The 11,992-nt window shown below is 63.4% G+C and carries 11 protein-coding genes; 10 read left to right on the forward strand and 1 reads right to left on the reverse strand.

Going from position 1 to position 11,992, the window contains the following annotated elements; translation table 11 throughout:
• Positions 1-3: 3 nt before the first annotated feature.
• Genes QM609_RS20885 through QM609_RS20895 form a run of 3 tightly spaced genes read left to right on the forward strand, consistent with a single transcriptional unit; the run spans position 4 to position 2,081 of the window.
• Complete coding sequence (locus QM609_RS20885) at positions 4-663, forward strand: 4'-phosphopantetheinyl transferase family protein (protein WP_283337405.1); 660 nt, start codon at positions 4-6, stop codon at positions 661-663.
• 24 nt (positions 664-687) lie between these two features.
• Positions 688-1,608: a tRNA pseudouridine(55) synthase TruB gene (gene truB / locus QM609_RS20890; protein WP_020907442.1), complete on the forward strand. Its 921-nt coding sequence runs from the start codon at positions 688-690 to the stop codon at positions 1,606-1,608.
• Positions 1,605-2,081, forward strand: coding sequence for a GNAT family N-acetyltransferase (locus QM609_RS20895; RefSeq protein WP_050655154.1), 477 nt, complete (start codon positions 1,605-1,607; stop codon positions 2,079-2,081). Before truB ends, QM609_RS20895 begins: the two co-directional genes overlap by 4 nt.
• Before the next feature lie 9 nt (positions 2,082-2,090).
• Here the strand turns inward: QM609_RS20895 and QM609_RS20900 are convergent, their stop codons facing one another.
• On the reverse strand, positions 2,091-2,837 hold the full coding sequence (locus QM609_RS20900) for a metal-dependent transcriptional regulator (RefSeq protein WP_050655153.1): 747 nt from the start codon (positions 2,835-2,837) through the stop codon (positions 2,091-2,093).
• Between the two features lie 117 nt (positions 2,838-2,954).
• On the opposite strand from QM609_RS20900, the gene QM609_RS20905 reads away from it, so the two are divergent.
• The 7 genes from QM609_RS20905 to hypA all read left to right on the forward strand — a co-directional run bounded on the left by QM609_RS20905 (position 2,955) and on the right by hypA (position 11,990).
• Positions 2,955-3,935: a bifunctional riboflavin kinase/FAD synthetase gene (locus tag QM609_RS20905; protein ID WP_003942148.1), complete on the forward strand. Its 981-nt coding sequence runs from the start codon at positions 2,955-2,957 to the stop codon at positions 3,933-3,935.
• Between the two features lie 158 nt (positions 3,936-4,093).
• Positions 4,094-4,363, forward strand: a complete 270-nt coding sequence (gene rpsO / locus QM609_RS20910; RefSeq protein WP_007735061.1) for a 30S ribosomal protein S15 — start codon at positions 4,094-4,096, stop codon at positions 4,361-4,363.
• Positions 4,364-4,801: 438 nt separating this feature from the next.
• Positions 4,802-7,072 (forward strand): polyribonucleotide nucleotidyltransferase, encoded by a 2,271-nt coding sequence (locus tag QM609_RS20915; protein WP_050655152.1) that lies wholly within the window; start codon positions 4,802-4,804, stop codon positions 7,070-7,072.
• A gap of 127 nt (positions 7,073-7,199) precedes the next feature.
• On the forward strand, positions 7,200-8,558 hold the full coding sequence (locus tag QM609_RS20920; RefSeq protein ID WP_003942169.1) for a M16 family metallopeptidase: 1,359 nt from the start codon (positions 7,200-7,202) through the stop codon (positions 8,556-8,558).
• Between the two features lie 28 nt (positions 8,559-8,586).
• Positions 8,587-9,699: an alcohol dehydrogenase catalytic domain-containing protein gene (locus tag QM609_RS20925; protein ID WP_007735068.1), complete on the forward strand. Its 1,113-nt coding sequence runs from the start codon at positions 8,587-8,589 to the stop codon at positions 9,697-9,699.
• Positions 9,700-9,880: 181 nt separating this feature from the next.
• Positions 9,881-11,512, forward strand: coding sequence for a cutinase family protein (locus QM609_RS20930; protein ID WP_283337407.1), 1,632 nt, complete (start codon positions 9,881-9,883; stop codon positions 11,510-11,512).
• A 148-nt stretch (positions 11,513-11,660) separates the two neighbouring features.
• Complete coding sequence (hypA, locus tag QM609_RS20935) at positions 11,661-11,990, forward strand: hydrogenase maturation nickel metallochaperone HypA (protein ID WP_073512368.1); 330 nt, start codon at positions 11,661-11,663, stop codon at positions 11,988-11,990.
• Positions 11,991-11,992: the final 2 nt, after the last annotated feature.

An 11,992-nucleotide genomic window follows, 5' to 3' on the forward strand; every position in this document is an offset into this window, starting at 1 on the left:
TACGTGATCGAACAGATTCTTCCCGGTGGAGTTGCGACGGCCGAGGCCTTCGTCGATCCGCCCGGTCTGGTTCCGCACCCCAGTGAGGAAGCGTTGATCGGCCGCGCGGTCGAGAAGCGTCGTCGTGAGTTCGTGACCACCCGGCACCTTGCGCGTCAGGCGATGGGCAAGCTCGGTGTTCCGTCTGCCGCTGTCATGCGCGGTGAGCGTGGTGCGCCGCTCTGGCCGCAGGGAGTGGTCGGGAGCCTCGCCCATTGCGACGGCTACCGCGGCGCTGTCCTGGCGTACTCCATGCAGGTCCGCTCACTCGGTATCGACGCCGAACCGCACGGCCCGCTGCCGGACGGGGTATTGCCCGCGGTCAGCATCGAGGCGGAACGAACGTGGTTGGACACTCAGGAAACCGGCGGTCCGGTGCACTGGGATCGAGTGCTCTTCTGCGCGAAGGAAGCCACGTACAAGGCGTGGTTTCCACTCACCGGGCGCTGGTTGGGTTTCGAGGACGCCCACATCACGTTCGAGGTGGAGTCGGAAACGTCCGGCACTTTCAACTCGCGTCTGCTGGTCCCCGGTGAGGCGACGTCCGGTCCGCCGCTCACCTCTTTCGACGGCAGGTGGTTGGTGTCGGACGGACTCATCCTGACGGCAATTTCGGTGCAGTGAGCGCGACTGGCAGAATCGGCACACGTGTCAGCTCGTGAAAAGCCTTCCTCCGGTCTTGTCGGCGCCGGAATTCTGATTGTCGACAAAGAGGCGGGTATCACCAGCCACGACGTGGTCGCTCGGTGCCGCAAGTTGTTGAACACCCGGAAGGTGGGACACGCCGGGACGCTGGATCCCATGGCGACCGGTGTTCTCGTTCTCGGCGTCGAGCGTGCGACCAAGTTGCTCGGACTCCTGGCGCTGACAACCAAGGCGTACTCGGCGACCATTCGCCTCGGGGCAGCGACGGACACGGACGATGCCGAGGGGGAGGTCCTGACCTCCGCAGACGCTTCGCAGGTGACGGACGCGGAGATCGCGGCGATCGTGGCCACGCTGACCGGGGACATCAAGCAGATCCCGGCAAGCGTGAGCGCTATCAAGGTGGACGGTCAGCGCGCACATGCTCTGGTGCGTGCGGGAGAAACCGTCGAGCTGGCGCCGCGCCCGGTAACGGTGTCGACTTTCGAGGTTCTGGCTCGGCGCGATGTCCCGGGTGGCTTCGTCGATCTGGACGTCGACGTGGAGTGCTCGTCCGGTACGTACATCCGCTCGCTTGCCCGCGACCTCGGTCGTGAATTGGGCGTCGGCGGTCATTTGACGGCATTGCGCCGCACCCGCGTCGGGCCGTTCACTCTCGAACATGCGCGCACGCTCGAAGATCTCGCGGATCAGCCGGGTGTGAGCCTCGACATCGATCAGGCCGCGCAGACGGCTTTTCCGCATCGGCAGATCACGGCGGAGGAAGCCGAGGCGATCAGCCAGGGGCGCTGGCTCGAGCCGATCGGGATGAAGGGGATCTGTGCGGCGATCGATCCCACCGGTCACACGATTGCGCTTCTGCAGGAGAAGGGTCGACGCGCCAGTTCGGTGATGGTCGTGCGACCGGCGACGCTTCGCGGGTGATCGTCCGCGAGCGTGTCGACGGCGACCTCGACGGTTGCGTCGATGCGCTGGCACAGGTCCACGAGTGCGACGGATATCCGAACACGTGGCCGCAGAACCCGCACCGCTGGCTCAGTTCGCCCACGGTGGTGAAGGCGTGGGTCGGTGAGAGCGACGGTCGTGTTGTCGGTCATGTGGCCGTCGACAGCGAGGTCGCAGGTGCGCCCAGAACCGCGGGATCGATAGCCGTGTCGCGATTGTTCGTTCATCCTGGCTCACGTGGAAACGGCCTCAGCGATGCGCTACTCGATGCCGTGACGGATTTCGCAGCCGAGGGTCGGTTGGAACTGGTGCTCGACGTCGTCGACGACGCTTTGCCGGCGATCGCACTGTACGAGCGTCGAGGGTGGGTGTACGTCGACGAGAGGCTCGCCGACTGGACCCGGACCGACGGCGTCCGGCCCGTGGAACGCCGATACCGACTGCCGCTTTGACTACCTCGGCTAGACGAGCCAAATTGCTTGAGCGACTGGACTTCCCAAGTCGATGGTGTTGGGGCTGTCGCCGAGTCGAACGGCCACTGTCCCGGCGAAATCGCGGCGCTCCTCGACGGTGATCTCGACATCGAGACTGACGCCGACGGAATCGAAGTACCGGAGCATTTCGGGATCGGAATCGGAGATCCGGGCAACGCGGCCCCGCTCACCGTTGGCGAAGTCGCTGAGCTGGCGGGCCGGGGGAGTCGGCACCGAACCGTCGGTGGCGGGAATGGGATCACCGTGCGGGTCACGTTCGGGGAAGCCCAGTTTGGCGTCCATCCGCGAGATCATCAGATCGGAAACGGCGTGTTCGAGGACTTCGGCCTCGTCGTGGACTTCGTCCCAGCCGTATCCGAGTTCCTGAACCAGATAGGTCTCGATCAACCGGTGGCGCCGGACCATGGAGACGGCGGCGGCGCGGCCGCTGTCGGTCAGGGCGATGGATCCGTAGCGGGCGTGATCGACCAGGCCCTGGTCCGAGAGTTTGCGGATCGCCTCGGACACCGTCGAGGCCGAGACGCTCATTTTCTCGGACAGGAGCTTGGTGGAAACCCGCTCGTGGGACCACTCCTGGATAGTCCAGATGACCTTGAGGTAGTCCTGGGCCACCGACGAGAGTGCGAGCGTGTCGATTGCCGCGTCGTGCGCCGAAGTGCTGTCGCCGTCCGACGTCGATGATGCTTCCGAGGTTCCGGTCTTGTGAGCTGCCACAACGCTTAGCTTAGGCTACGAAATCCGGATCTTCCGTACGTGAGCGGCAGCACAGCGGTGATTCGCTGGGCGGGTCCGAACGTGACCCGCCGCCGGTGGACCCGTAGGCTGCCAATCGTGCTGAGATGGCGTGGTCTCGACGAAGTTCCGGCCGATTGGGGTCGTTGTGTGCTCACTATCGGTGTGTTCGACGGTGTGCATCGTGGGCATGCCCAATTGATAGCGAGAGCGGTTACCGCTGCCCGCAAACGTGGTGTTCCGAGCGTGTTGATGACGTTCGACCCGCATCCCATGGAGGTTGTGCGGCCGGGTAGTCATCCAGCCCAGTTGACGACGCTGCAACGGCGTGCGGAATTGGCTCAGGATCTGGGCATCGACGTGTTCTGCGTGATGCCGTTCACCGCTGATTTCATGAAGCTGACGCCGGAGCGCTACGTCCACGAGATTCTCGTCGAACGTCTACATGTCGCCGAGGTCGTGGTGGGGGACAACTTCACCTTCGGCAAGAAGGCGCTCGGCAATGTCGATCTTCTTCGTGAAATGGGCGCTCGCTTCGGCTTTGCCGTCGACGGCGTCCAGCTGCTCGCCGAGCATGCGGTGACGTTCTCGTCGACCTACATCCGCTCGTGCGTCGACGCAGGCGACATGGAAGCGGCTACCGAAGCTCTGGGCCGTCCACATCGTGTCGAAGGTGTGGTCGTCCACGGTGACAAGCGTGGACGCGAGTTGGGGTTCCCGACGGCCAACGTTGCACCGCCGATGTTTTCGGCGATTCCGGCCGACGGCGTGTACGCGGCGTGGTTCACGGTGCTCGGTGCCGGCGAGGAACTCGGAACCGTCGTTCCCGGTCGCCGATACCAAGCCGCGGTGTCTGTGGGTACCAATCCGACCTTCTCCGGCCGGACCCGAACCGTCGAGGCATACGTTCTCGACACCGAAGCAGACCTGTACGGACAACACGTCGCGGTCGACCTGGTTTCGCGGATTCGCGGTATGGAGAAGTTCGACTCGATCGAGTCGCTCATCACGGCGATGAACCGAGATGTCGAACGCGCACGCCGGATTCTGAGTGAGGATGCAGAACGTAGCGTCGGTTGAGTTCCTCCTGTGTCAGTGGCGGCCGCCACATTCGCTCCAGGTGGGCGAGAGCGCCTCATTGCTGCTGGTAGGATCTTCTCTCGGTGCGTGCTGCGGTTTGCGGTGGCCGCGCCCGATCTAGTTCCTTTCACGCAAACGTCATCACAGGAGTGAATCAAGTGGCATTGACCACGGAAGAAAAGAAGGCCGTTCTCGGCGAGTACGGCTTGCACGAGACCGACACGGGATCGCCTGAAGCTCAGGTGGCAATGCTCACCAAGCGCATCACCGATCTCACCGAGCACCTCAAGACCCACAAGCATGACCACCACTCGCGTCGTGGACTGCTCTTGATGGTCGGTCGCCGTCGTCGTCTGCTGAAGTACGTGGCAAAGACCGACGTCGCTCGCTACCGCACGCTCATCGAGCGTCTCGGCCTGCGTCGCTAGATTTTTCTCACGACGCTGATCGAAAGCAACACGGCATGCTTCGGTTTGCCGAACACTCCGTCAGCCGGCGAAGCCACGCATATACTTGGCTTCGCTGGCTTTCGGCGTTAGCTGCCGCAAGGCAGTTTCCGCTGTCGGCGCTATGCACAGTTGTCTAGGCGCAGTTGTGCAGTACGCAGCCAGCACACCGTATGCACCAGAGAACGTGGTGTCGGTTGTCGGTAGTGGTTCTCCGGACCGGGCAAGTGCCCGAAAGCTCCGGCGGACTTCGATCGACGGCCGCCCGAACGTCGTGACGTCCCGAAGCAGAAATCGCTCGCATCGCAAGGAGCGTCTGCAATTCAAGAGGGGGACGTCCCTCGGTGCGCAGTTTCCACCAGGAGGGTGGAAACGCCCGCGCGGGTACGGCGAAGACGAGAGGGAAGTGAAGAGAAAAGAATGACAGAGAATTCCGTAGTAGAGGTCGACGAAGGCGTGTTCGAATCCACCGCCGTGATCGACAACGGGTCCTTCGGTACCCGCACCATCCGTTTCGAGACCGGACGCCTTGCTCAGCAGGCCGCCGGCGCCGTCGTTGCTTACCTGGACGACGAGACCATGCTGCTGTCCGCCACGAGCGCCAGCAAGCACCCCAAGGAGCACTTCGACTTCTTCCCCCTGACGGTGGACGTCGAAGAGCGTATGTACGCAGCGGGCCGCATCCCCGGTTCGTTCTTCCGTCGTGAGGGACGCCCCTCCACCGACGCGATCCTGACTTGCCGCCTCATCGACCGGCCGCTGCGCCCGTCCTTCGTCGACGGTCTCCGTAACGAGATCCAGGTCGTCGTCACGGTCATGAGCCTCAACCCGCAGGATCTGTACGACGTCGTGGCCATCAACGCCGCTTCCGCGTCGACGCAGATCGCGGGCCTGCCGTTCTCCGGACCCGTCGGTGGCGTGCGCGTTGCACTCATCGTCTCGGACGAGAACAAGACCGGCCAGTGGGTTGCATTCCCGACGGTCGATCAGCTCGAGAACGCCGTCTTCGACATGGTCGTCGCCGGCCGCGTCGTTTCCGGTAGCGGTGACGACGCCGACGTCGCGATCATGATGGTCGAGGCCGAGGCCACCGACAACGTCATCGCGAAGATCGCCGACGGCGCTCAGGCACCGACCGAGGCCATTGTCGCCGAGGGCCTCGAGGCCGCCAAGCCGTTCATCGCACGCCTGTGCGCTGCACAGGCAGCACTTGCATCCAAGGCTGCAAAGCCCACGGGTGACTACCCGGTCTTCCCGGCGTACCAGGACGACGTTTTTGCTGCCGTCGAGGCTGCTGCGTCCGAAAAGCTCAATGCCGCACTGACAATCGCCGGCAAGCAGGAACGCGACGACAAGACCGACGAGGTCAAGGTCGAGGTTCTCGAGCAGGTTGCACCCAACTTCGAAGGCCGCGAGAAGGAACTGGGAGCAGCGTTCCGCTCGCTCACCAAGAAGCTGGTTCGCCAGCGCATCCTGCGCGATCAGTTCCGCATCGACGGCCGCGGCGTCACGGACATCCGTTCGCTGTCCGCCGAGGTCGCGATCATCCCGCGCGCACACGGCTCCGCACTGTTCGAGCGTGGCGAGACCCAGATCCTGGGTGTCACCACTCTCGACATGGTGAAGATGGCTCAGCAGGTCGACTCGCTCGGTCCCGAGACCACCAAGCGCTACATGCATCATTACAACTTCCCGCCGTACTCCACCGGTGAGACGGGCCGCGTCGGTTCGCCGAAGCGTCGCGAAATCGGTCACGGTGCACTCGCCGAGCGCGCTCTCATGCCGGTTCTGCCCAGCGTCGAAGAGTTCCCTTACGCGATTCGCCAGGTCTCCGAGGCTCTGAGCTCCAACGGTTCCACCTCGATGGGCTCGGTGTGCGCGTCCACGCTCGCACTGCTCAACGCCGGTGTGCCGCTTCGCGCTCCGGTTGCCGGTATCGCCATGGGTCTGGTCTCCGACCAGGTCGACGGCGAAACCCGCTACGTCGCGCTGACCGACATCCTCGGCGCCGAAGACGCCTTCGGCGACATGGACTTCAAGGTCGCAGGTACCAAGGACTTCGTCACGGCCCTGCAGCTGGACACGAAGCTCGACGGCATCCCGTCGCAGGTCCTCGCCGGTGCACTCTCGCAGGCGAAGGACGCACGGACCACGATCCTCGAGGTCATGGCGGAAGCCATCGACACCCCGGACGAGATGAGCCCGTTCGCTCCCCGCGTGACGGCCATCAAGGTCCCCGTCGACAAGATCGGTGAGGTCATCGGCCCCAAGGGCAAGATGATCAACTCCATCACCGAGCAGACCGGTGCCAACATCTCCATCGAAGACGACGGCACCGTGTTCGTCGGCGCCACCGATGGACCGTCTGCACAGGCCGCGATCGACATGATCAACGCCATTGCCAACCCGCAGCTCCCCAAGGTCGGCGAGCGGTTCCTGGGCACGGTCGTCAAGACCACCGCCTTCGGTGCCTTCGTTTCGCTCCTGCCGGGACGCGACGGACTGGTGCACATCTCGAAGCTGGGCAGCGGTAAGCGCATTGCCAAGGTCGAAGACGTGGTCAACGTCGGATCCAAGATTCGCGTCGAGATCGCTGACATCGACGCACGTGGCAAGATCTCGCTGATCCCGGTCGAAGAGGGCAACGACGAGGCTGCCGCTCCGGCCGCCGACGAGGCTGCTTCCGAGTAGATCTCACTTCGTACTCTGATGCGGCCCCGCGCGGATTTCCGTGCGGGGCCGCATCTGTACTGTCTGTAGACACAGAGCCTGTAGATACCTGATTGACCACTTGCACCGAGGACTGCTGAACCTTTTCATGGCAAAGACCACTCCCAACACCACGCGCAGCCGCAGCGCTGTGCTGAAATCTCCGATCGATGCGACTCCCGAATCCGGAGTACAGCGCACGGTCCTTCCCGGCGGCCTGCGCGTCGTCACCGAGTTCATTCCCGGTGTGCGTTCCGCCTCCGTCGGTGTGTGGGTCGGAGTCGGCTCGCGCGACGAGCAGCCGAGTGTGGCCGGTGCCGCGCATTTTCTCGAGCACCTGCTGTTCAAGTCGACGCCGTCACGGACGGCGTTGGACATCGCGCAGGTCATGGATGGTGTGGGCGGCGAACTCAATGCATTCACGTCGAAGGAACACACCTGTTTCTACGCGCACGTGATCGACGACGACCTTCCGATGGCGGTTGACCTTGTCGCCGACGTCGTGCTGCGAGGGCGTTGCAGAACCGCGGACGTCGATGTCGAGCGGCAAGTAGTGCTCGAAGAGATCGCGATGCGTGACGACGATCCGGAAGACTTGCTCGGCGACGCGTTCCTGACCGCGTTGTTCGGCGATCATCCTGTCGGCCGTCCGATCATCGGTAGCGTCGAATCGATCGAGTCGATGTCGCGCAATCAGTTGCATTCCTTCCATGTTCGGCGTTACACACCGCAGCGGATGGTGCTGGCCGTAGCGGGAAACGTCGACCACAAGCAGGTAGTGACGCTCGCTCGCCGTGCATTTGCCGGACATCTCGAGCGCGGGGTCAAGCCGGCGCCGCGGCGCGAAGGCACTCTGCGGTTGCGCACGATGCCTGAACTGAGCTTGACCCACCGCGACAGCGAGCAGGTCCACCTTGCGCTCGGGGTACGCGCGTTCGGCCGGCACGAGGGCCATCGCTGGGCGCTGTCGGTGCTCAACGCCGCAGTGGGCGGTGGGCTGAGTTCTCGTCTTTTCCAAGAGATTCGGGAGAAGCGCGGGCTTGCGTACTCCGTCTATTCGGGCGTCGACACCTTCGCGGACACCGGAGCGTTCTCCGTGTATGCAGGTTGCCAGCCGGAGAACCTCGGGGAGGTTGCCACGGTGATCCGCGAGGTACTCGCGAACGTGGCGACGGACGGAATCACCGATGCCGAGATCGCCCGCGCCAAGGGATCGCTGCGCGGCGGATTGGTTCTGGCACTGGAAGATTCAGGCTCACGCATGAACCGTATCGGTCGCAGCGAACTGAACTACGGCAACCATCGCAGTGTTGCGCAGACGCTCGCAACCATCGACGCAGTCACCTCCGAAGAGGTGCTCGAGGTGGCGCAGGTGCTCTTGACGAGGCCGTTTGCAGCCGCCGTCGTGGGTCCGTACAAGCGGGTTCGTGACCTCCCCGCGTCGGTACGCGGGATCGTGGGCAAGTAGTTCGAACTATCGAAATCGGGGTGTGCAGTTGAAGATCCGTGGTGCAGTGCTCGAAGAGATCGGCCGGAAGCGTCCCTTCGCAGAGTCGACTCCGATTTCGATTTCGGAACTCGACCTCGAATCCCCGGGCCCGGGTGAGATCCTGGTCAAGATCGAAGCTGCCGGGCTTTGTCACTCCGACCTCTCCGTGGTCGACGGCAATCGGGTACGACCCGTGCCGATGTTGTTGGGCCATGAGGCGGCAGGTCGAATCATCGAACTCGGCGACGGAGTTGATTCGTTGTCGGTGGGCACCCGCGTCGTGATGACTTTTCTTCCACGGTGCGGTGAATGTGCGGGATGCGCCACTGACGGCCGGATGCCTTGCACGGTGGGTAGCGCTGCCAACAACGACGGCAGTTTGCTCGGTGGCGCGCATCGACTGCGGCGCTCCGGCGAGAACGTCAAACATCATCTCGGTGTTTCGGGTTTCGCGACGCATGCTGTGGTCAACGCCAAGTCGGTTGTTCCCGTCGACGACGACATCCCGGCCGAAATTGCAGCCGTACTCGGTTGTGCGGTGTTGACCGGTGGGGGAGCGCTCCTCAACGCGGCGAAGCCTCGCCCGGCAGACACCGTGATGGTGGTCGGCTTGGGTGGCGTCGGGATGGCCGCAATCCTGACGGCGAGGGCACTCGGGGTCGAGAACGTCATCGGTGTCGACGCGCTGGAATCCAAGCTGGCTCAGGCGCTGGAACTGGGCGCGACCGAGGTCTTCACACCGTCCGGCCTGTCCGAGAGTGGCGTTCGCGCAGACATCGTCGTCGAGGCCGCGGGAAATGCTCGGGCCTTCGAGACAGCGGTGGCTGCGACGGCAGCGGGTGGCACGACCGTCACGGTCGGGTTGCCGGCGCCTGACGCGCGCTCGTCGATCTCACCTCTCGGACTGGTCGCCGAAGCGCGGACCATTATCGGCAGCTACCTGGGATCTGCGGTCCCGTCCCGCGACATCCCGATCTACGCGCAGTTGTGGCGCGACGGGAAGCTGCCGGTCGAGAAGCTCATTTCCTCGCGAATCGAATTGGCCGACATCAATTCGGGTATGGACGAACTCGCCGACGGAAAAGCAATCCGACAGGTCATTATCTTCGACGCGGAGTAGGTGCACGTCGGTGTTATGCAGCGGAAATGAGGCGTTTGCGCTCCCGATTCCCTCCCGAGTCGCCACGGAAAATCGTTACCCGTTGTAACGCTCCTCTCGTACTGGACGACTACTCGAATGACGTTGCGTGACGCCCCGGGGGTCGGTCGTACGTTTTCCAAAAGTTGATTGGGGAGAAGATATGCCGGTTCGTGGGTTCTTTTCGCGACATCGAATACTGGCGGGTGCAGTAGCGCCCGCAGCGCTCGGCGTGGCCGCACTGGTCGCGGTCGCAGTTGCCGTGGATTCTCCGCAATCGCAGACGATCGAGACCGAATTGACCGTGTCTGTCACCGAGTGTCACGACACGGTCGGGATCGGTGTCGCCGGTCGCGGTGACACGCCGGTCGAGGGTACGACGAAGATGCTCGTCGGTGCGGATGGAAAGACACTCCTCCCGGCGGCGCTCACAGACGACTACAGCAGCCACTGGGTGGACCCGGTACTCAAGGCGCCCGCCGGGTCGGTCAAGGACGGCTCGTACGCCTCGGTCTACATTGCGTACCCCGCCAACATGGACAGTTACGAAGAAGCCGTGACGACGGGCGCGGACAACACGCGAGCGGTCATGAAGGCGATCAGTGCCGCATGCCCGAACACGAAGTTCTCGATTGTCGGCTACAGCGAGGGCGCTGACGTAGTGCGCCGCGTGGCGATGGACATCGGCTCGGAGTCGAGCACCTCCGGCATCAATCCGGACAACGTCGTCGGTGTGGTGATCTTCGCCGACGCCGGTCGACTCGCGGGCGAGGGCCCGTTCCCCGGCGCGAAAAACCCCTACACGAACCCTGACGGTTTCAACGAGCAATATCAGGACGGTAAGAACACCGCTTCCGGATCTGGTGCACTTCCAGGTACCAGTGGGGACTTCGGGGCCCTGAAAGGCAAGATTGCGTCGTTCTGCTCTGACGGCGACCTCACCTGCGCAGCCCCCGAGAACATTTCACTCCTGATCCTGGCGGCAAACGTCGGTCGGCAGCTCAACGTCGACCAGTTGCAAGCGCAGAATCTGACGCCCGCCACCGGCATGGATATCGCGGTTGTGATGGGACGCGTGATGTTCGACGCGTTCAACGACATCTCGAGCAATCCCACCTGGATGCAGAGCGACGAAACCTTCCTCGATGTCTTGCTGAAGGTGTCCGACCCGGCGTACAAGCCGAGCGAGGCCACCACCAAGCCAGTCGCAAAGGACTCGGTTTCCACGGAGGAAGTGTCGCCGTTGGCGTACCTGCCGCAGAAACTGTTCAAGGAAATCGTCGGCCTCATCGCCACGAACCAGAACACGATCCCCGTCGTCATGAACGATCCGTACGGCCTCACTTTGGGCCCGGACGTCGGTCACCACTTCGACTACTGGCGTGATTCGGATGCTGCAAACGGCAAGCCCCTGACGTCAGCGGAGTATGCAGCGGCGTGGCTGACTTATCTGGCCAAACAGGCGCAAGACGGCAAGCCGGTCGATTCGTCGGCGAAGCCGACCGCAGAAGAGATGGCGGATGCCATCGATGCCTTGGCTGCTTCGCCTTCGGTTACCGACTCGGCCAAGCCCACCACAACCACGGGCGCAGCTGCACAACCCGCACCCGCAGGTTCGGGATCTGCAGCACCGGCACCCGCGGTGCCGACGACGTCATCGGTTGCGCCGGCCGCGACGCCGAGTGTGACGTCGACCGTGGCGCCGTCGACTTTGGTCCAGTCGAGTGCACCGCCCGCCGCGACCACGGCGACGACAACATCGACGACAACGACGACACAAGCTGCAGCCGGCTAGACGTTTCCGTTCGTCAAAAACGCTGTCACAGGCTGCGATCCGCAATAGTTGCGGATCGCAGCCTGTTTTCGTGTACGGGTTACGCACAGAGACCGTTGGTGCTTATCGTGGAAGGGAGGTTTCCGGATCACGAATCGTGGGTTTCACCGTGCACGAGCTGTCCATTGCGCAGAGTGTGGTCGAAGCCGTGTGTGAGCGTGCCGGCGAGCGACGAGTATCGAGCGTGCGGCTTGAAGTAGGGCAACTCTGCGCGGTGGTTCCACACTCTCTGCTGTTCTGCTTCGACGTCGTCACCGCGGGTACTCACGCCGAAGGTGCCAGCTTGCACATCGATGAGATTGCAACCAGCGCGCGATGCAAAAGCTGCGGCGTGATGTTCTCGCCGCCCGACATGTTCTTGCTGTGTGAATGCGGCAGTGCTGATGTCGAGGTGCTTGCCGGCCGAGAGTTACGGATCCTGTCGATGGAAGTGAGCTGAGC

The organism is Rhodococcus sp. IEGM 1302 (genome assembly GCF_030056935.1).
GTDB lineage: Bacteria > Actinomycetota > Actinomycetes > Mycobacteriales > Mycobacteriaceae > Rhodococcus_F > Rhodococcus_F qingshengii.